This is a genomic window from Flavobacterium branchiicola, from assembly GCF_018383905.1.
GTDB classification, from domain to species: domain Bacteria; phylum Bacteroidota; class Bacteroidia; order Flavobacteriales; family Flavobacteriaceae; genus Flavobacterium; species Flavobacterium branchiicola.
The window spans coordinates 1-22,684 of the sequence record NZ_JAGYWA010000007.1 but is presented as its reverse complement, the minus strand read 5'-3'; the positions used below and the strand labels follow the sequence as shown (position 1 = coordinate 22,684).

Genomic DNA, 22,684 nt, shown 5'->3' with positions numbered 1-22,684 from the left:
TTTTATTTAAGTTCATAATTCCTGGTTCCAGGATTTTTCAATTTCTTCAAGGCTTTTTCCTTTTGTTTCAAATAATTTCTTTTTTGCATAACCAAAAGAAAGTATACAGAAGAAAGAGAAGATAAAAAAAGTAGTAGCAATGCCTAAACCGTCTCTCATAACAGGAAATAATAAATTTACTACCCAGTCTGAAACCCACATGGTCATTATACAAATAGATAAAGCTGTTCCTCTAATATGAGTGGGGAAAATTTCTGTAGAAATCACAAACTTTAATGGTCCCAAGGAAAAGGCAAAGAATAAAAGAAACAAAATAATGCTTGCTAACATAAACCATCCTGTAATATTCATAAGGAAGCAAAATCCTGTCAATGCCAGCGCAAAAGCAGCACATAATGAGCCTGTGATGTACAATGGTCTGCGCCCCCAACTGTCTACTTTTGAAATTGCGATAAAGGTGAAAAGCACGTTGGCCGATCCTAAAATAATTTGATAAAATAAGGCATCGCTCGTTACAATTCCAGCCGATTTTAAAATAGTAGGACCGTAAAATATAACACCATTAATACCGCTAAACTGAGACAAAGCCGTAAGTACCATCGCCAATACCAATAATTTACGTAAAGGCAAACGCAGTAATTCTTTTATACCTCCCGCTTTTTGGCTCGTCATTTCTATGATTGAATTCAGTTCTGTTTGTGCCGTTTGTTCTCCATTTATTTTGGTTAATATTTCCAGAGCTTCTTCATTTTTGTTGTATTGTATTAGCCAACGCGGACTTTCAGGAACGATCAATAGCAGTAAACAAAATGCAGCGGCGGGAATAACTCCAACGATAAACATTCCGCGCCAAACATTTTCTACAAACATCCAATAGAATAAACCGTTGCCAGATCCTAAATACGAAGAAGCCTGTTTTTGAAGGAAAAAATTACTGATATATGCTGCCAGAACTCCAACAGTTATGGCCAGTTGATAAAAAACCACCAACTGTCCGCGTTTGTGTGAAGGCGCTACTTCTGAAATGTAAAGCGGAGATACATTTGAAGCTACGCCAACCCCCATTCCTGCAAGGACACGAAACAAAATCAATACGGGATAGGCTTCTGAAAATGCAAATCCGATTGCACTTATTAAGAATAAAATTGCAGAAACAAACAATACTTTTTTTCTTCCTATTTTATCACTTAAATAGCCTGAAAAAGCTACTCCGATAATACAACCTAACAATGCGCAGGAAACAAATAATCCTTCCTGAGCAGATGATAATTGGTATTGTAATTTCAAGGGTTCGATAATACCGCTTACCACAGCCATATCAAAACCAAATAAAAAACCTCCTAATGCAGCAATGAGCGTAATAAGAGCGATAAAATAATTAGTTCTTTTTTTTTCCATAATAAATGTAGTTTTTCCATGACAATTGCTTTTGGCAATCGCATAAAATCTTAGTTATTGGTTATTAGTTAATGCAGGAAATTAACACCAGCTGTCTTTTACATAAGAAACCACAACAAATGCTTTTTTGTCGCTTAGGTGTTTAATTTTGTATTTAGTAACATTGGCCGGTATGACAAAAGTTTCGGCATATTTGAATTTTTGGTTGTGCTGGCCTGCGCTTACTTCTGCAATTTCACCTTCTACCAACATACAAATGTGACATTGGCCTAAGGTTTCAATCTCAATTTCTCCGGTAAATTCGTAACGGTCAACAGCATAAAAATGCTCTTCGTGTGTGGGTAAACTCATTTTTCGACCATTCGGAAATTCTTTAATCGCTTTTGGTTTTGAAATGAATTCATTGGTAATTCGTTCCCCTTTACGGTCAAAATAAACATTCTTGAATCCGTGTTCGATATTGATGGGACGTGGTTTTCCGTCTAATCCCGGACGAACCCAATCGTACATTTTAAAAGTGAAAATATAAGGTGTACTACTAATTTCTAATACCATATTATTCTTTCCGGAAGCATGAATAGTTCCATTTGGAATCAGAAATAAATCGTGCTTTTGCGCCGTGAACTTTTGTACATATTTTACAATATCTATTTCTTCTGCTTTTTCCTGAGATTCGATTAGTGCATTTTTAAATTCATCAGGATCAATGTCTTCCTGAAAACCTAAATATACTTCGGCGTCTTCTTCGCAATCGAGTATATAATAGGTTTCATCTTGCGTAAAAGGTTCTCCAAAATTCTCCTTAATATATTCCGGACGCGGATGGCATTGTACCGAAAGATTACCTCCGTCGAAAGTGTCCAGATAATCAAAGCGAATTGGAAAATAATTCCCGAAACGTTCTGCAGCTTTTCCTAATACTTTTTTATTGTCATGAAATAACAGAAAATCAAAAGAAACTTCCAATAAATGATTGTTTCCTTCAAAGACAATTCCGTTTTCAGGACTTATTAATTCAAAAGACCATGCATAATTTACTTCTTCCTGATTTAAATCTTCAATATGATTTTTCATCCAGTGACCGCCCCAAACTCCGGCTTCAAACCAAGGGCGGGCGCGTAACGGACTTTCGAGCATTAAATCTAGTGCAGCTCTGAAATCATTTCCGTGCATCCAGGTAATTTCGTCGATTCGCTGTTCATCTATAATCAAATCCATTTTAGGCAGCAAATCTTCCTTATGCAGATTAAAAACAGGCCATTCGATAAAATACAATCTTTTGTAAATCTGCGAATAAGGTAAAATAGAAGTACAACCCAAATTTTTGGCTGAACCCGCTCGCATTCGGTATTGAATTTCATTCTTCGGTACATCAACATAAATCAGCTGTCCGTTCCAATTAGCCAAAGAAGCTCCAGTTCCGTACACAATGCAAAGATCTGCTGTGGTATCTGGGTGAAGCATTTTTAATTTTTCAGGATCGAAAAAATCGGAAAGTACGCCTAAATATTTTTTCCCAAAAACCGGATCATCTCCGTTTAGGTTAGGTTTGATAATGGAATCAATTTCTTCTGAAGATTTCAAACAGGAGTCGATATCATACCATAGAGCATTTATATTTTTTTCAACTAAAAATGTATTAAGTTTGCTTCTGAAATTTTCCCAAAGAACGCCACCAAATCCATCAATAACAACTATTTTTTGTGCTGCAATCTGATTTGCCAGTGTATCAAATCCGGTCAAAACCTGAGAATTGACTGAAAAAGAAGGGAAAACATTGTATTGCTCATTCTCTTTTACAATGGCTTTTACAGGTAATAATGGCTGAGTGGTTTTTCTTTTAGCATGCATTGTTTTTTCCATTTGTATTTTACTTTTCTTGTCTGCGATAATTGTAGCTCCTCTAAGAATACTTCGCTCAGCATCATCACAGAAAATGATATTTACTTTTATTTTTAATTCTTTTAATCTGTCTTCCAAAGCCGGCATAAACAAGGCTTTAGCTTTAGCAATATTGCCGCCAATGACCAATTCTTCGCATTGGAATTTCTCCAGCCAGGGAAAAAGAAAATTTCCCATATTATCTCCAAAATTGAAAAACACTGCTTCGGAAATTGCTGTATTTAACATTGCTATTTCTTTGACCGACTTAATATTTTCTCCCGAAAGACGTTTGTATTCTGCCAAAAACCATCGGACTGAAAAGCATTCATCTGCAAGTGTTCCCAGAAAGGGCTGATTGTAAAAAACTCCTGTTGAAGGAATGTCTTCGTGCTGTTTCATTATCTGGCCATCAACCATAAAAGCCGAACCAAATCCGGTTCCCAAAGTGAGAAAAACAATTCTTTTACTCTTTAATTCGTGACGGAAATAAGCTCCTTCTGCAAAACAATCTGCATCATTGGAAAAAACAAAAGGAACCGTTTTCTGATTGGTGAAATTTTGGAGTGCCTGCTGCAAATGAATTCCAAAAGTGCTTTCAAATTTCCCTCCAACTCCCAGAACTTCGCTCACACCTTTTTCATAATTAAACGGTCCGGGAAAAGCGATTCCGACAACCTCAATTTGCTTTTCTTCTGCTACTATTTCTTTAATACCATTTCCTATTGAAGCAATAATAGCAGCTGCATTTTCATTTGAATTGATCTCTTTTCTAATCAACTGCCTAGGTTGATTGTTAAGGGTGTTGTTTACTAAAACGCTTATGGTAACATGACTTCCGCCTACATCAATTCCTATTTTCATTGCGCTTAAATCGTACGTTTTATCTCGATGGTATAAGTAAACCAGTCGTTTCTGTAATAACAAATATTATATTCAATGGGTCTTCTTGCGGTATCCAGCACTACCCTTTTTCTTTCTAAAACGGGTTGATTTTTTTCAATTTTTAAATTACCGGCAATGCGCTTACTGGCTGCAATTGCCTTAAGTTCTTCCTGCGAATAGACCGGAACTACATTGTATTTATTTCCTAGAATCTCATATAATGGCGCTTCGAAATTTTCATCGGCAGAAAGTCCGATTCTGGGATGAAAATAGGATTCAAAATATACCATCGGGCTATCATCTATACTTCTGGTACGTTGTAAAAGCAATACTTCGTCTCCTTCGTTAATTTGTAAATGTTTGGCAATTTTAGCATTCGCCTGAACCATTTCTACATTGAGGTAAAGGTTTTTAAACTCCAGTCCCATGTCTTCCATCTCATGCGTAAAACTCATCCAATTGTTCAGATTGGTCGTAATACGATTTTGAGAAACCCTTGTACCGGAACCTTTTTTTCGTACCAGTAATTTTTCGTTTACCAAAACAGCAATGGCCTGACGAAGCGTGTTGCGGGAAATACCCCAGCGTTTAGCCAAATCAACTTCTTTAGGAAATAATTCCCCGTCTTTAAAATCGGGATGCTTGATTAGTTCACGTAATAAATCCTCTACTTGTTTATGTAAAGGGATTTTGCTGTCGTGATCCAGTAACGGTATTTTGTTCATATGTTCATACATATGACAAATGTAGTTTTTTTTCTGTACCGACAAAATTATTTTCTAAAAAATATAAGACACTGATTACTAAACAGTTTTACTAAAAATTATTTAGTACTAAATCGTTATAGCAAAATCATTGATTTTCAGCAAACGAATTAAAAAAATCGACTTTTTTTAGTAAAAAATATTCGTATGTTCCTATTTGAGTCGAAAAATCTCTATCTTAGCTTTTTACAAAAGTCGTACAGACATTCCGGAATAATTCCCAATCCTATAATTTTAGATTATATCATGAAAACATCATTTAATGCCTTCATTCATTTTTCGATTATTTTTCATTAAATCGATTTAGAAACTACTCAAGCCCTATTATTATGATTTTATTTCTTTAGCATAAAACCAAAAACCAACTCTCACATGAACAAAATTTCATTTGCTTTTCTTGCCTTTTGTATTGTTACATTATCTTTTGGCCAGAAGACTCCAAAAGCCATCAAAATCTCTTATGACAGAAGTTATAACGGAAAACGTGTTGAAAATCCGGATCCGCTGCTTTTATATGCTTCAAAAGATATAAGTCTGACTACAACTGACAAAATCCTGCAGCAAAAAGCGGAGTTCCCGTATGAACAGACTTTTGTTGATTTTACTACCAAAACCATTTCGCAATGGGCACAGCTGAAAACCAAATCAATTCTTAGCAACGATAGTGAGGCATTGGGAAAACAGAAATTTGAGTTGAGTTCTGAAACTAAAAAAATACTGAACTACACGTGCAAAAAAGCGACCACATCGGTAAACTCTAATAAAATTGAAATTTGGTACACAAACGAATTAGGGCTAAAAGGCGGACCGGGTGTTCTGGGACAAGATTTGGGTTTGGTTCTGGAAACTATTCGTAACGGAAATTCTGTTGTAACCGCTTCTAAAATCGAGATTTTAAAAACGGTTCCTGCTGTTCTGAAAATTCCGGCTTCACAATCTGTAGATCAATTAACTTATAAAGATTTGTTGTGGAAAAGCCGTTTTATCAATATTCCGGTTTTTAATAAAGAACAGATTCATTTTGTACCGGATGCAAAATCAAACGACAGTATTTTACGATTTGCAAGCGGAACCATTATTGTGCGAAAAGTAAAATTTCCGGAAATTAAAAAAGGAAGTGCCATTTTTGCTGATGTTACCCAACAATCGAATGGTGACGCCTACGACAGAACGGGATCTGTTTTTATGATTCCGACTGATAAAAAAAGCTCGTTTCTTGACGGTTTAAAAAACGGAATCAACACTTTGCCTGCTTATGATAACGGAAATGGCAAAAAATATCAGGGTGTTACTGCAACGGATGATTATACTCCTTTATTGGAATTAATGCGCTTTTTTACTCCTTTTGGGGTAAAGCATTTCAATTATCTGCAATTAAAAGATAAGGTATGGCAGGACAGTGTTTTCTATCGTCAGGATATTTCTTTGTTGCAGCCTAAACTGAGCAATCAGGAGGTTTACATCGGAATGTTTATTGGAAACTACGATGCAGGCGGACACAAAGCGAGTTTAAACATTAGTATTCATAACGGGGAAGACAACAATACAAAAGGTGATTTTATTTTACCATTGTTCAATACACTTAATGTGATGGAAATGGCGGGGCAGGAATATGCTACTATGTTTGACAATGAAAAAGGACTTGAAATGTCTTTTGAAGTACCTGAAGGATATAAAAATTTCAAATTAAGCTACACAACCACAGGTCATGGAGGCTGGGAAAACGGTGATGAATTTTTGCAAAAAAAGAACACTATTCTTATTGATGAAAAGGAAGTTTTTGGCTTTACTCCATGGCGTACCGATTGTGGTTCTTACCGATTAAGCAATCCTGCTTCGGGAAATTTTGGCAATGGATTATCTTCTTCTGATTTAAGCCGTTCTAACTGGTGTCCGGGAACAACAACCAATCCGAATCTGATTGACCTTGGAGTTCTTACTCCCGGAAAACATACTATTCGTGTTTTAATCCCACTCGGAAAACCGGAAGGAACCAGCAGCAGTGCATGGAATGTTTCAGGATTTTTAATTGGTGAAAAGTAAGCTCATTTTAATACATATTAACTACCTGCAGTTTTGAAATCTTTCATAACTATAAAACCAAAATAACCATGAAAAAAATAACACTTTGCTTACTGTTCTCCTGCATCAGCTGGATGGGAACACTAGCACAAACCTACAAGCCATCTGAAGGAAATATCAAGAACAGAAAAGAATTTCAAGACGATAAATTTGGTATGTTTATTCACTTTGGCCCTTACAGCGTTTTGGGTAATGGCGAATGGATTATGACAAACCAAAACATAAAAGTAACTGATTATGGAAGGCTGATTAATGTATTTAATCCGCAGGATTTTGATGCCAAAAAATGGGTAGGAATCGCTAAATCTGCCGGAATGAAATACATTACTTTTACTACACGCCACCATGATGGCTTTAGTAATTTTGATACCAAATTATCCGATTGGAAAATTACCAATACGCATTTTAAAAGAGATTTATTAAAAGAGCTGGCCGACGAATGCCACAAACAAGGCATTAAATTGTTTTGCTATTACTCTCTTCTGGACTGGACCCGAACGGATTATCAATATGAAACAGGAAAAACAGGAAAAGGAACCGGAAGAACTCAAAAAAGCGACTGGGACAGCTACATTCATTTTATGAAAGGACAATTGACTGAAATATTAACTAATTACGGAGAAATTGGAGGAATTTGGTTTGACGGACATTGGGATCAGCTTAATAATGACAGTGATAAAACTTTAACTTCAAAAGTAAATTGGCACTATGATGAGATCTATGCTCTGATTCATTCGCTTCAACCGGATTGTATGATTTCAAACAATCATCATTTAACACCAATTCAGGGAGAGGATTTTCAGGCTTTTGAAAAAGATTTACCAGGAGGAAATACTACTGGTTTTGGCGGGCAGTCTGTTTCTCAGTTGCCTTTGGAAACTTGTGAAACGATGAACAATTCCTGGGGTTTCAACATCAATGACAGAAAATACAAATCGACTAAAGATTTATTGCATTATATGATCAACGCTGCAAGTCTGAATGCTAATTTCCTCTTGAATGTTGGCCCAATGGCGGATGGAACTATTCAGCCGGAGTTTGTTGAAACGCTGAAAGAAATAGGTATCTGGATGGATAAAAACGGAAACAGTATTTACGAGACAAGAGGCAATGTAATGAAGCCTCAGGACTGGGGTGTATTTACTGCTAAAAATAAAACATGGTTTGCGCATATTATCAATACACCAAAACAGACTGAGTATATTTTTATTCCTGAGATGAAGCAAAAAATCAAGAAATGTTATTTGATGAATGGTAAGAAAAAACTTCAGTTTAAACAACAACCGGAAGGTACTTTTATCTATCTAAATGGCATAACTCTGGATACAATTGATACTATAATTGAAATGCAAATACAATAAATATAAAAACACTAAGAGATTTTTATTCTCTAAAACTATTCATAAAAATGTTTAAAAAAATTCTATTTTTCTCTGTCGTTGCTTTTATTACAACTGGAAAAACTACAGCACAATCTTCTTTTTCTGCAAAGCGATTTTTGGAGCACGATACTTATTTGGCTTCTGATAAACTGGAAGGTCGTCTTGCCGGAACAAAAGGCAATAATGAGGCTGCAGCTTACATCAAAAAATATTTCAAAAAATATGGGCTGAAGAAATTCAACAATAATTATTATCAGCCTTTTAAGATATTCATAAAACCCGATATCAATAAAATAAAGTCCGATAGTGTATCGACTCAAAATGTGGTAGGATATCTGGAAGGTTCTGATGAAAAGCTAAAGAATGAATTCATAGTGATTGGTGCACATTATGATCATTGGGGATGGGGCGGAAAAGGTTCGGGAAGCAAGAAAAAAGATACTATTGCCATTCATAATGGTGCCGATGATAATGCTTCGGGGGTTTCGGCTTTATTGTCGATTTTAGAGGAATTTCATCATCAAAAAATCGCACCAAAAAGAAGTATTATTTTTATTTCTTTCAGTGCAGAGGAAGAAGGATTATTGGGTTCGAAGTATTTTGTCAATCACTTACCTGTAAATAAAGATGCTGTAAAAGTGATGATTAATATGGATATGGTTGGTAGACTAAACGACAAGAAAGAATTGTATATGGGCGGTGCCGGAACTTTTCCTCATGGTGTCGAGTTAATGAAAAAACTAGGCGAAGGCAGCGGACTTAATCCGGTTGTGTTTGCCGGAGATGTTGGCGGGTCTGACCATGTTACTTTTTATAAAAATGACATTTCAGTTATAGGATTACATACAGGTGGACACCCGCAATATCATACTCCCGAAGATGATACTGCTTTGATTAACAGTGAAGGCGCTGTACTGGTTTGCAAATATATTTATAGTGCTTTGAGTGCTATCGCCAATTATAATCAGCCGTTAACTTTTATCAAACAAAATTAAAGTTTTAAGGCTAAGGAAACCCGTTGGGTGAAATTACATTTAAAAATGCTCCTTTGAACAAAATAGTACACGGATAAAACGGATTTACTTCGTAAAAACGCTGATAAAAACGGATTTTTTTTAATTTCTTTATTCAAATCCGTTTTTGTCCGCGTTTTCGTGATAACGAATCTGTCTAATCCGCGTCAAAATTTATGCTATTTTAATTACGCCCAACGGGTTAAGGAAATATATTTCTACCGAATAAAAAGCGTCGAATTTGCAATAATCAAATGCAAATTCGACGCTTTTTTATGTCTACTATTTAGCCGTTGTGAAATTATGGATTTCACCTAAATTAAACCGTTATTTTATACTTTACGCTAATTTGGCTAAAGCCTGACTTATTCGCAATTTCTAAGATCCCGTTGTTAAAACCAGGGGCTATGGAAAAAACTTTAATAATTTTTATCTATGCAGATCTGCTTTAATTTGTGTAAATCTGCGTGAAAAATATATATTCTTGTGCAATTAAGTTTTCATAAATCAAAAACCCCAGCTTCAGCATTTTACTGAAACTGGGGGTTTACCAATTACTAACCAAACATTAAAAATGAAATTATTTTACGTCCCAGAAAATTTTGGTACTTAAATTATCTTTGTCTTTAACAGTATTGTAATTTGTTGTATTATAAACACGCTCAGAATTTGGATATGTCCAACGAGTTGGAGGTGTTTTTCTGATTGTACTTGTTTCATCTTCCATGAAATTAAGTGCCGGAAGTTTTAATCTTCTTTGTTCAGCCCAAGATTCATCAGCCTGCATTACATTGTAATGAATATACTTTTGGAAAGCAATCAATTGCAATTGATCTGCTGGTGTTACAGCTGCTCCAAAATCAATTTTAGCAATATAAGCATCAATCTCAGCAGTTGTAGGCTCAGTTGTAGGTTTCCATGTTAAAACATCCGCTTTATCACCTAATCTAACATAATACTCAATAGATTGTCTGATTGCTTTTTCGAAATAGGTTTTTGCTGTAGTTCCGTTTCCGTTTCTTGAATAGTACTCTGCAAGAATTAAATTTACTTCGGCAGCATTAATCAATGTTCCCGGTAACCATTTATTTTTACTAATTACAGATCTGTTGTAAATCGCGATTTGAGTATTAGCAATTAATTGATCCTGAGCTCCTGATCCTAATAATGGGTCAAGCCCTACATAATCAGCTGCGCTTGCTCCTTTTTCGAACAACCATGGTTCACGGGGATCGCTATTGGCATTCATGTGATCGATCATTGGTTTTGGAGCAATATTATTATTTCCCCCCTCTAAAGCATCAAAGAATCCTGCAGTATCTAAATCTGTATCCTGATTATATACTCTGAATGCGATATTTTCAGAATTTTCATCTACAATTTTTGCTTCGGCAATGATTTCAGCCATTTCTGAATTTGCTCTGGCAGTAAAAGCCGGAGCAGCAGAAACTCTATTCAATAACTTTAAACGTAAAGAATTACAGTAGTTCTTCCACATTTCCAAGTTTCCTTTATTAATCAAATCCTGGTTTTTAAATACTGTTTCGATTCCTGCAGGCAAAGTAATTGTTTTCAACTCATTAGAAAAACCTTTTAATTCATCCAGCATCTTAATATAGAGATCTGTCTGATTATCATATTTAGCTGCAGCAGCATCATAGTTACCTCCAGTTAAACTAATTTTCCCTGCTTCAGAGAAAGGGATATCTCCAAAATTATCAATCATTTTTGAGGTATGATCGTACAAATAAATAGTTGAAGTAATCATGTAGATTCTATTTGCTGTTTGGTCTGAAGCAGATAAGGAAGCCATCACTTTTTCTAATTCTCTATATTGGGCAATAAATTTGTAATATCTTACCCATCTATCTTGTACTGCAGCCCCTGGAATGTATCGTCCCGTCGTGTTTGTAAATCCGTGGGCCTGAGTATAACTTAGAGAAGTTGTTCTGATAACTGTAAAATAATTCCAATACGATGGGATTACATCCTCAAAGTTGATTTTCATGAACCCAGCAAATTGTTTTGGCACAGTTGTCGTCGTTACTGTAGCCGGGTTTCTATATGCTTCTGCAAAATCATTATCTGAACAAGAGCCCAAAAAGATTGCTGCTGTCGCGAATGATATATATAATAATTTTCTCATGTTGTCCGTTTTTTAATTATAATTTATCAAATTAGAAAGATGCTCTCAACATTACCCCATAACTTCTTGTAGAAGGGGTTAATCCTGCATTGTTTACGTTTTGATCCCATCTAGATCCCGCGGTAGTTGCTTCAGCATCCATATCTTTAATAGTTCTGTAGATATAGAACAAATTACGTCCAAATAAAGAAAGACTTAATTTAGTAGCTCCAATTTTATTTGCATAGCTTGCCGGTACATTAAATGCAAGTGAAACCTCTCTTAATTTAACATAATCATTCTTTTGAATATACAATTCATAACGTGAGCTGCTGTATTGCGGACCTCCCCAGTTGTAAGTCATAGCATAATAACCTGCCTGAGAGACAACATTTGTATTTGAAGCACCATCTGCAGTTACACCATTCATTAACATACCATCACGGTATAATGTTTGCCCAGCAGGTCCAGTAGTTGCAGAATTTGGAACCTGAACTCCTCCAGTTCTGTTACCTGCAGTATCATACACATTATAGTAAGTTAATCCGCCACGTTCGTTTGTGCTATAATTCAATGATTCCTCAGTTAAACCTCTTGCCGTCATCCAATTGATACCAGTTGGCATTAAAGAACCTCCGTATGAATAATCTATATTTACATCTAATGTGAAACTTTTATAAGTAAATGAGTTCAATAAACCTCCCACACCTTTGGCCATGGCCGATCCGTATTTTTCCCATTTATCACCATCAAGCATATAGAAACCATCAGAATCAACCATTTTATTACCACTTGCATCTGTTTTGACTGGGTGTGCATAAATACCTCCCATTGGTTCCCCAACAACAGATTTTAATTGAGCGGCAGATCCATCATAATCCTGATGTAATAATTCAGTTGCACCGTTAGCTAATTTTACAATTTTATTGATGTTTTTAGACCAGTTCAAAGTTACATCCCAAGAAAAATCCTGAGTTCTAAACGGAGAACCTGTTAAAGCAATCTCAAATCCTTTATTGCTTAACTCTCCTACGTTTGCTAATATTTTAGCGGCTCCGGTAGTTGGCGCCAAAGTCATATCAAGAATTTGATCTTTAATGTTTGCATTATAGTACGAAAAGTCCAATCCTAATCTTCTATCAAAGAATTTAGTTTCGAAACCAACCTCAAACTCCGTTTTCATTTCAGGCTTAATTCCTTCGTTTCCATATTTATCAAACTGAGAAGTTGTAATCAATACTGGATTTGTAGTTCCCTGTGTTCCTAAAGTTTTTTGATCGAAAGCCACATTAGCTCTGTAACGATCTGGGTAGTTACCCACTTTTCCCCAAGAACCACGCAGTTTTGCATAACTTATAACCTCTGGTAATTGAACAGCATCTGACAATACAAAACTTGAATTTACAGAAGGATAAGTAAACGCATTGTCATTCGGGTTCATTGTTGAAGTACGGTCCCTTCTGATGGTTCCTTCAATAAATAAATAATTTCTAAAACTTCCACTCAAGGTTCCAAAAATAGCATCTTTTACAGTCTCTTCTCTTTTTGAATCACTTTTGGCTATACCTATAGACGAATTAATATCGTACCATCCTTCAACACTTAAACCACCATCAGTATAGCGGGATAATGTTCTAAAAGTTTCTCTTGTACCAGAATAACCCAAAACAGCATTTACACCAAAATCGTCATTAATTTTTTTATTGTAAGTTGCTAATAAATCGCCATAAAGAATATTATAATCCTGCCCTTCCATCATAAAAGAACCTGAACGATCCCCTTCATTCCCAAATTCGTAAATTAAAGGCACTTCAACAGGATTTTTATTTTCAATGTTTACAGAAGTTAAATCTGTTGAAATACGACCGCGTAATGATAAATCCTTAGTAATAGAAAGCGTTTCGGTAACACTCGCAATTAAACGATTTGTAATCTCACTTTGTCTTTTAGCATTTGTATTCCAAAAATAATCAGCAATATCACTTCTAAAACCATTACGATAAATATTCTCACCTGGAGTTAAACTCTGTGTATCTTTACCAGTAACGTATTTGTATCCTAAGCTGGTTTTGTATTTTGCTTTGTACCAATCTCCATTGTCAAATGGGCTAAGCATCCCTGTAAAATTATTAACCAAACGATCCATAGCAAAAGTACGGTTAGTTACATTTTGATTCATATAACTTACTATAACATCCGTTTTCAATTTACCTGTTTTGAAAGATGCATTTAAGTTAAAGTTGTTTTTCTTGTTATTGTTCCCCATACTTAATCCTTCAGACTCGATATGTGTGTAAGAAAAACGAGTACTGCTGTTTTCTGTACTGTTGGTAAGCGCAATATTTGTTGTAGCATCCCAAGCATTTTGAAACATATTTTTGTATCCGTCTTTTTGAGCTGAATATGGACGTACAACTCCATCCCAACTCAAGACAGGCTGACCATCAAACCAAGGACCATAATTATTACCACTATTAGAAACTCCTCTAATGCTAGAGTCTTCATAATGAGCAAAACCGTCTGGTGCTAAATATCCTGTAGAAAAACTCGGATTCGCCCATCCTGGACCTCTTTCATATTGAAATCTTGGTAAATATGCAATTTCATTACCCGAATAACTGGTGCTAAAATCAACACCTAATCCTTTTTTTCCTTTACCTGTTTTAGAAGTAATCAATACAACACCATTTACAGCTTCAGAACCGTATAATGCAGCTGCAGAAGCTCCTTTTAGAATCGAAATGTTTTCAATATCTTCAGGATTAATATCTGCTAAACCATTATTTTTAACACGTTGTTGGTTCCAATAATCATTGTTATTAACCTCTCCATCACGAATTGGCACACCATCTAAAATGATCAGCGGCTGATTTCTACCTGTAATAGAGTTGATACCACGAATCTGGATATTGATTGCTCCGGCTCCCCCTGGTGTAGAGGTAATACGCACACCAGGCGCCTTACCATATAAAGAGTTAGCAATTGTTGGCGATGCCGTTTTTGTTATCGCATCTGCTTTAATAATACTTGTTGCATAACCAATCGCTTTGTTCTTTTTTGTTTGCCCCAAAGCCGTTACCGTAACACCATCTAATTCGTTAGTGGCGCTTGCCAGCTTAACTTCCATTCCGTCTTTAGCTTTTAATTCAACGGTTTTAAATCCTACAGCGCTTATGATGATCGTGGCACCATCTTTTACTGATATTGTAAATGCTCCATTTTCGTCAGTATTTGTTTCTGTTTTCGTTCCTTTTTCCTTAACAGTAACAAAAGGAACAGGAAGATTTGCATTATCTGTAATTACCCCGGAGATTGTTTTATTTTGAGCATTTACTCCTTGATAGCACATTACCATTAGAAAAACTAACAGTGATTTGTATAACAGTTTTCTCATAATTAATATTAGTTTGGTTTGGTTTTAATTTTTTTAAATTAAAAGGTTCTTGTTAAAAAAAATATGGAATACTAAAACCTTTAATTTTATATTACCCCTCTCCTTGTCGGATGTGATAATAGTCTAAGTTTCTTGTTTGTTCTCTCTCAATTTCTTTTACGTCATAAGCATTTTTTTTGTTTAATAATTTGGTTAGGTGTTCCGCGTTATAGCATGCCCGACTATAACGTTTTAGTTAATTGTCTTAAAAAAAAGGAATTCCTTTTTACACTGATTCCCTTATAATTAGATTTCCTTTTTTCTTCTCTTTAGTGACTTTATAATCAATTCCATCTGTCATTTGTTTCATTAAGAGTTTAACCGTTTTCTTCCCCATTTCTTCAATAGGCTGCGCTAAAACAGTAATTGAAGGTGAGTTCAGTCTAAAACTTTCATGATCATCAAAACTAATTATTGCTTTATCTGCAGGAATTTTTAATCCAAGTCTTCTAAAAGATTGCAAACCTGCAAGCAATAAATAATTAGCTCCAAACAATACCGCATCTACATCTGTATTGTTACTCAAAAATTCTGCAATCTTTTCAATTCGTTTTTCTTCAGAAATCTGATATTCCATATCCAGAATTCTTGACTCATCGTATAATCCTGCTTCTTCTAATACTTTTGTATATCCCTGCTTTCTCAAATTCATCTGAATAAGCTGTGAGTAATTGGTAACAAAAGCAATTTTCTTAAATCCATTTTCCAGTAAATGTTGCGTTGCTTTCACAGCTCCTTCAAAATTATCAAGTACTACATGACTTACATTTTGTCCTTCAAAATATCGGTCGACTAAAACTACCGGACACTGAAGTTCTAATAATCTGTCTATTGTAGTTTTCATATTCTCTGTTGGCGTTATAATAAAACCATCAACATTTGCCTGCAACAAACTATCAACTAATTCAACAGCGCGCTCATCGTTTCCTCCTGTACTGCAATAAAACACTCTGTAATTAGAATCAATTGCTTCTCTCTCGATCACCTTTGCCAAATCAGAAAAAAAATGATTCGATATATCTTCTACAATAAGTCCTATAGATCTTGTTTTTCCGGTTCTCAAACTACTGGCGATCATGTTGAGTTTGAATTTCATTTCTTCACTAACCTTAATAACTTTCTTAATCACTTCCTTACTAATCCCCATTTTTTCGCCTTTATTATTCAATACAAACGAAACTGTGGTAACGGACACCTCTGCGGCTTTGGCGATATCCTTGATAGTAATGCTTTTCTTCATGAAATGTTAAGTTTATCTTAAACCTTAGTTAAATTATCGAAACAAATATATATTTAATAAAACGATTTACAAAAACGTTTTAGTGATTTTTTTATAGTAATTATTGTTTTTTAACATTAAAAAAGATGAAATCAAAATTATACTCGTAATCATCTGAAAATAAAACAATAAAAGAAGCTAAATAGGTACTTTTATTCTCACAAAACGACTAAAAACCAGTCAAATTCAATAAAAATAAATATTGCAAAAAACACACTTCAAAACATTAATAAATTACGATATATTTAACATAAATATATGTTAACTGCTATTCATTCGCTTTTTTTGTTAATGTCTGAAATTAGAATTTCACATAACAAATTATTTCCACTTAATATTTTTCTTTTTTGATAAAATTGTTACAAAATTTCATTCGGCACCATGCTCATTTTTATCACTTTAAAAAGTTGTAAGCATTTTTTTGCATTTGATTTTTATCTAATGGAAAATTTTGTTTTGTTTTGCCTATTTGAGCTTTATTTAAACAAAAACTAATGCCTTTTTTATCAAAATAAATCCGGAAAAACACCTAATATATTTATAGAAAATCTTTTTTTGAATCGTTTTGTTTACTCCGAATGGTTTTCAGTCCTATAAATCTTATCGTACAACTACTCTGTAACGGTAATAATTTCTCTAAGTCTGATATCTCTTGAAGATGCGCCAATCATAATTCTGAAATCTCCCGGTTCCACCACCCATTTCATGTCGCCGTTCAGCATTTTCAGGGTTTCTTTATTAATATCGAATGAAATTTCTTTGGATTCTCCGGCTTTAAGCGAAATTCTCTGAAAACCTTTGAGCTGTTTGATGGGTTGTGCAACCGATGCCAAAATATCTCTAACGTACAACTGAACGACCTCATCACCATCGACTGTACTTGTATTTTTTATGGTACAATAGACTTTGGTCGTTTCTGATTTTCCCATTTTCTTTTTGTCGAATTTTAAATTGCTGTATTCGAAAGTCGAATAACTTAATCCGAAACCAAAAGGAAAAAGTGGCGCTCCGTTTAAATTGGTATAATCATCGGAACGTCCTGTTGGTTTATGATTATAAACCAAAGGCAATTGTCCTTCAAAGACAGGAAAAGTAATAGGCAAACGCCCGGCAGGATTTTTGTCTCCGAATAAAATATTAGCAACGGCATGACCACCATCTTCACCCGGATACCACACATCTAAAATGGACGGCACATTGTTAATCCATTTGTCCATTGTGATGGCGCTCCCTCCTACTAAAACCACTACCATTGGTTTTCCGGTTGCTGCAACAGCATTTATTAATTCTTCCTGATGTCCTAATAAACCTAAGTAGGCTCTATCATTAAATTCTCCTTCTTCGATTCCGGCTGCAATAACGGCAACATCCGATTTTTTGGCAGCAGCTACAGCTTCATCTATTTTGCTTTGCCAGTCGTTTTTAACTCCAACATTCCAAACCAATTTAAGTTTAGCATAGCCTTGCGATTCAAAAAACTCTACTTTGATATCGTATTCTTTATTAGCTTCAAAATTAAAATCGGCAAGTTTGGTCGAATAGGTCTGGCTTTTCCAATTGTCAATTATCAGTTTTCCATTTAGATACAAACGATAACCATCGTTGCCTTCAAAACCGATTTTATAGGTTCCTGTAACTGGTGATTTTATTTTTCCAGTCCACTTAACGGAATAAAAATCGTAGTTGATTTTTTCCTGATTTGGAGAATATAATGTCCAGTCAAAATTTATTGCCTGGTCTAATCGTGATAAAACCGGAGTTCCGCTTAATTGTACATTATTGAAATATTCTCCTGACAGTCCGTTTACGGTTTTACCATTTTCTACAGTAAATAAATTGGCAGATGGTACAGAAATATATTCAACACTTCTTCTTGCGCAGCCTTCAGCCAGATTAATCGTTACCGATTTACCTAGCTTTGCTTTTATTCCGTCAAGCATATTTACTTTACCATTTCCCGGACCACTGTAACCGCCCAATCGCGCTTCGGTAATATCATTTCCTATTAAGGCAATTGAGTTTATTGATTTTTTAAGCGGCAAAACATTGTTGTCGTTTTTCAGTAGAACGATTCCTTTTTCGGCGGCTTCTCTAGATAATAATTTATGAGCGGGATTTCCATTCCATTTGTTGGTTTCTTTTTCATCAGCATACGGATTTTCAAAAAGCCCCAATTCAAATTTTAATCTCAAAACTCTTGCTACAGCTTCGTCAATATTTTTCATATCAATTCTTCCGTCCAGAAATGGTGGCTGAAATAATTTATAATGATCATAAGCCGTCTGGAAAATCACATCCAAACCATTATTTATTGCATTGGCTCCCGATTCCGGATAATCTTTAGCAGTGTAATGCAAGACATTTCCGCCTCCTACCGCATTGGCATCAGAAATAATGAATCCTTTAAAATTCATTTCACCTTTCAGTTTTTTATTCAGCAGCCAATCATTTGCCGTACATGGACTTCCGTTTATGGTATTATATGAAGTCATCACGCTTCTGCTTCCGCCTTCATTAAAGCAAGCACGAAATGGCGGAAACTGATATTCTTCTAAATAACGTTCGTTGTAATCAATCGGATAACTGTCGCGCCCGCCGTCTCCGCTGTTGGCAAGGAAATGTTTAGGAGTAGTAATCACGCCTCTTTCTTCAAAAGAAGATACATAAGCAACGCCCATTTTGGAAGATAAAAAAGGATCTTCTCCATAGGTTTCTTCTACGCGTCCCCAACGAACATCTGAAGCAAGATTGACAACAGGCGACAAAATCTGACGGATTCCGCGGCTTTTAGATTCTAATGCAATTGCTGTTGAAACTCTTTTTACTAATGACGGATCAAAAGTTGCCGCTAGTGAAATAGATTGCGGAAAAGCTGTTGCTCCGTCTCTCACTAATCCGTGTAGGGCTTCATCAAAAGCAATAATCGGGATTCCGAGACGGGTTTTCTCAACAAAATAGTGCTGCATTTTATTGATCAGTTTTACGGTTTCTTTAGCATTGCTTGCTGCAGTGTAATCTAAAATCTGATTGCTTGCATCGGTACTTCCTTTTGCACTTACCTGAAAACCAAAAATTCCGTTTTTATAATTTTCTGCTCCATCAGATAAATCACCTGGAATCATGAACATTTGCCAAAACTTTTCCTCCGTCGTCATTCGGGATAATAAATCCTGAACGCGTTCTTCCACAGGCAATTTTGGATTTTTATATTTCGGAGCATTTTGGGCAAATAATGCCTGGGCGCCAAAAAATAAACTGATTATAACTACTTTTTTGTTCATGATTATACTATTGAAATACCTTTATGGCGTAGATTATATTTTATATCAATTTGTTGGTTGCAATTATTTTAACACATAGACTCATAGATTTCACAGACTCAATAAAGGCGCTTCACTACTTTAAATGCACATAGTTTAGCTATGTGGCAGAAATAAATTTCCTTTTATATTCTTTTAAATAATCCCGACGTATTAGGACTATGTTTCTATGTGTTAATTTTTTTGCGTTTTATCCTAATCTTATTTTTTAATTGGTTAAGAAACCTCCCTGACCTCTATATAATTTAACAGGTGCATCTAGTGTCACTTTAATGCAGGTTACATATTTATCAATCGCATTCTCCGGCAAATCGATATAAACTAGTCCTGGAACGGCACTCCATGAAATTTTTCCCACTACTTTATGAGTCAGTTTTACATTGGAACCCAAAACCGTAATGTCCTGAATTTTATTATCTAATCCTTTTAGCATCAATTGTCCTGAAGTTTTTCCATGAACAAATAAGTAAAGCGTTTTTGAATCTTTAGAAAGTGTTGTTGGCCCATAAAAATGTCCCATTGGAATTCCCGGAATAGTTCCGAAAATACCTTCTCCATTTCTTTTGTTCCAGTCACCAAGTTCTTTCAAAGTAGAAACTACTGTTTCTGGATAAGTCCCGTCTGGTTTTGGACCTATGTCTAATAATAAATTTCCTCCGTTTGATACCGCATCAACAAAAATGGTGATGATTTCGTAAGGCGTTTTCCAGTTAGTATCGCTTACACGGTAGCCCCAGTTTTCATTCATCGTCATACATAATTCCCACCATTTAAACGCCGGACGCACTACTGGAAAATTTTGTTCCGGAGTATCATAATCGCCATAACCTTGCAAACGTCCGTTGATAATCGTATTCGGATTTCTGTCTAACATCATTTTACGTGTTTTCTCTGCCTGCCATTCTTCTGCACTGTGTTCCCAGTCTCCATCAAACCACCATAAATCAGGATTGTACCAGTCTGAAATTTCTTTTATCTGTCCCTGAAAAAACTTTTGGAAACGTTCCCAGCGAGCCGGTTCTTTTTTGATATCGTAACGTGCTTTGTCTTTTAAAAACCCCGGATAATCATTGTGTGTCCAGTCGATTAATGAAAAATAAGCGCCGCATTTTATATCTCTTTTTCGCAATTCTTCAAAGAAAGGTTTTACCATATTTTTTTTGGCCGGACAGGTTTTTACTGAACTCAATTTCCCTAATTTGGTATCGTACATAGCCACACCATCATGATGTTTTGTTGTAATTACCGCATATCTTGCACCCGATTCTTTAATCATTTCTGCCCACGCAGCAGGATCATAATTACTTAAAGTGTAGCTTTTTTGTTGTTTCATATAATCTTCAACAGAAATTTTTCCGTTGTGAAAACTCCACGATTCCGAAACATCGGCAACAGAATAAATTCCGGCATGAATGAAGATTCCTAATTTGGCATCTTCAAACCATTTCATTTTTCCTTCGATATCCTTTGCTGCAATTTTATTTTGTGCATTCCCTACAATAGAAGTTCCTGCCAGAAGAGCTGCTACTATTAATCTTTTTATCATGTTTTTTAAATTTTATATTTTTATTTTATTCGGATTACTATTGATGTTGCCTGTAATCCGTTACTTTCTGCTTTTACAATAAATTGTCCTTTTTCTCCTTTTTTAGCTTTTACAATGACCAGAACTTTTCCGTTGTAAGCCGGGCGTTCATGGCTTTGAAACGGAACAAAACTTGTCGCATCTCCATTGTCTGTTGCTACAATTTCTCCGGCTCCTTCAACTGAAAACGTAACTAACGGATTGGTACGTGGTACGACTAAACCGCCATTATCTGTAATATCAACTGTCACGAAAACCAAATCAACATCGTCTGCAAGAACTTCACTTCTGTCTGCAGCCATTTTTAATTTTGCAGCTGCTCCGGTTGTTTTTATACTTTCAGTTGCCCATTGTTTTCCGTTTTTATAGCAAATCACTTTCAATTCTCCCGGCGCATAAATCACGTTATCCCAAATCAATCTGAAATCTTTTCCTTTTGTCATTTTCTTTCTTCCAAGGCTTTTTCCGTTAAGGAATAATTCGCCTTCATCTCCAGAAGTGTACACATGTACGGGAACTACCTGCCCGATGCGTTCGCTCCAGTTCCAGTGTGGCAGAATATGAGCCGTTGGTACATCTGGTCTCCAATGTGATTTGTAGCTGTAATAACGGTCTTTTGGAAATCCGGCTAAATCAATAATTCCAAAATAACTGCTTCTGGATGGCGGATTGCTTTTTTGGAGTTCGGCCAATTTTGCTTCCAGTTCTTTTTGTTTAGAAGGATCGGTTCTAAAATTCAATAAGTTGGTTTCATCAGAATTGTATGGAGTTGGTTCTCCCAGATAATCAAAACCTGTCCAGACATATTCGCCTAACAAATGCGGGTATTTTGCATTAGTTCGAAACTGAGTATCGGGCGAACAACCCCAATCCGGGAAAGCATCATCGTAAGATGAAATTTGCCACGAGGCTTTATTGAATTTATCATCGAAGAAATATTCTCCACGCGAACTTACTGTTGAAGCCGTTTCACTGCCAATGGTTGGTTTTTTCTCATATCTCGGATCTATATCCCATTTTGGCTGTTGATCAAAGAAATAATTTACTCCCATTATATCTAACGCCATGACAGCTCCTGAGGCTCTTCCTCCATCGGGATCGTTGTATCCGTTTGAAACCGGACGTGTCGGATCTTCTCTGCGCATAATATCAGCCAGCTCTTTGGTCAATTTTACGTTTTGCTGATCCGGAACTTCATTCCCGATTGACCAGATAAATACCGAAGGATTATTTCTATCTCTGTGCACTAAAGCCATCAGGTCTTTTTCATGCCACTGATCAAAAATTACATTATAATCTAATTTCTTTTTACCAATTTTCCACGCATCAAAAGCTTCGTCCCAAACCAGGAATCCCATTTTATCTGCCAGTTCCAGTAATTCAGGAGCAGGTGGATTATGAGAAGTTCGCAAGGAATTACAACCCATTTCTTTGAGCATAACCAATTGTCTTTTTAAGGCTGAGGTATTAATAGCTGCTCCCAAAGCGCCTAAATCATGGTGATTGCAAGTCCCAAAAATCTCGACTCTTTTTCCGT

The 22,684-nt window shown here is 35.7% G+C and carries 12 protein-coding genes; 3 read left to right on the top strand and 9 right to left on the bottom strand.

Annotation, left to right across the window (positions count from 1 at the left end; translation table 11 throughout):
* Window positions 1–12: 12 nt before the first annotated feature.
* The 3 genes from KHA98_RS17475 to KHA98_RS17465 form a co-directional block, all read right to left on the bottom strand.
* Window positions 13–1,398 (bottom strand): sugar porter family MFS transporter, encoded by a 1,386-nt coding sequence (locus tag KHA98_RS17475; protein ID WP_213259184.1) that lies wholly within the window; start codon window positions 1,396–1,398, stop codon window positions 13–15.
* Between the two features lie 81 nt (window positions 1,399–1,479).
* Window positions 1,480–4,143 (bottom strand): ROK family protein, encoded by a 2,664-nt coding sequence (locus KHA98_RS17470; RefSeq protein ID WP_213259183.1) that lies wholly within the window; start codon window positions 4,141–4,143, stop codon window positions 1,480–1,482.
* Between the two features lie 5 nt (window positions 4,144–4,148).
* Window positions 4,149–4,889, bottom strand: a complete 741-nt coding sequence (locus KHA98_RS17465) for a GntR family transcriptional regulator (RefSeq protein WP_213259182.1) — start codon at window positions 4,887–4,889, stop codon at window positions 4,149–4,151.
* 411 nt (window positions 4,890–5,300) lie between these two features.
* Here KHA98_RS17465 and KHA98_RS17460 point away from each other — a divergent pair, with 411 nt between their 5' ends.
* The 3 genes from KHA98_RS17460 to KHA98_RS17450 all read left to right on the top strand — a co-directional run bounded on the left by KHA98_RS17460 (window position 5,301) and on the right by KHA98_RS17450 (window position 9,387).
* Complete coding sequence (locus tag KHA98_RS17460; RefSeq protein ID WP_213259181.1) at window positions 5,301–6,971, top strand: GLPGLI family protein; 1,671 nt, start codon at window positions 5,301–5,303, stop codon at window positions 6,969–6,971.
* 68 nt (window positions 6,972–7,039) lie between these two features.
* Window positions 7,040–8,371: an alpha-L-fucosidase gene (locus KHA98_RS17455; RefSeq protein ID WP_213259180.1), complete on the top strand. Its 1,332-nt coding sequence runs from the start codon at window positions 7,040–7,042 to the stop codon at window positions 8,369–8,371.
* A 47-nt stretch (window positions 8,372–8,418) separates the two neighbouring features.
* Complete coding sequence (locus tag KHA98_RS17450) at window positions 8,419–9,387, top strand: M20/M25/M40 family metallo-hydrolase (protein ID WP_213259179.1); 969 nt, start codon at window positions 8,419–8,421, stop codon at window positions 9,385–9,387.
* A 598-nt stretch (window positions 9,388–9,985) separates the two neighbouring features.
* Here KHA98_RS17450 and KHA98_RS17445 read toward each other — a convergent pair.
* From KHA98_RS17445 to KHA98_RS17420, 6 genes are all read right to left on the bottom strand, one after another.
* Window positions 9,986–11,551, bottom strand: coding sequence for a SusD/RagB family nutrient-binding outer membrane lipoprotein (locus KHA98_RS17445; RefSeq protein ID WP_213259178.1), 1,566 nt, complete (start codon window positions 11,549–11,551; stop codon window positions 9,986–9,988).
* Between the two features lie 31 nt (window positions 11,552–11,582).
* A complete protein-coding gene (locus tag KHA98_RS17440; RefSeq protein ID WP_213259177.1) occupies window positions 11,583–14,924 on the bottom strand; it encodes a SusC/RagA family TonB-linked outer membrane protein in 3,342 nt (1,113 codons plus the stop codon).
* Between the two features lie 265 nt (window positions 14,925–15,189).
* Complete coding sequence (locus KHA98_RS17435; RefSeq protein WP_213259176.1) at window positions 15,190–16,203, bottom strand: LacI family DNA-binding transcriptional regulator; 1,014 nt, start codon at window positions 16,201–16,203, stop codon at window positions 15,190–15,192.
* A gap of 650 nt (window positions 16,204–16,853) precedes the next feature.
* Window positions 16,854–19,523, bottom strand: a complete 2,670-nt coding sequence (locus KHA98_RS17430; RefSeq protein ID WP_213259175.1) for a glycoside hydrolase family 3 C-terminal domain-containing protein — start codon at window positions 19,521–19,523, stop codon at window positions 16,854–16,856.
* Between the two features lie 247 nt (window positions 19,524–19,770).
* Entirely contained in the window at window positions 19,771–21,108 is a 1,338-nt protein-coding gene (locus KHA98_RS17425) for an alpha-L-fucosidase (RefSeq protein WP_213259174.1), read from the bottom strand.
* Between the two features lie 20 nt (window positions 21,109–21,128).
* Window positions 21,129–22,684 (bottom strand): DUF4982 domain-containing protein (locus tag KHA98_RS17420; protein ID WP_213259173.1); only part of this gene is annotated, 1,556 nt, incomplete at its 5' end.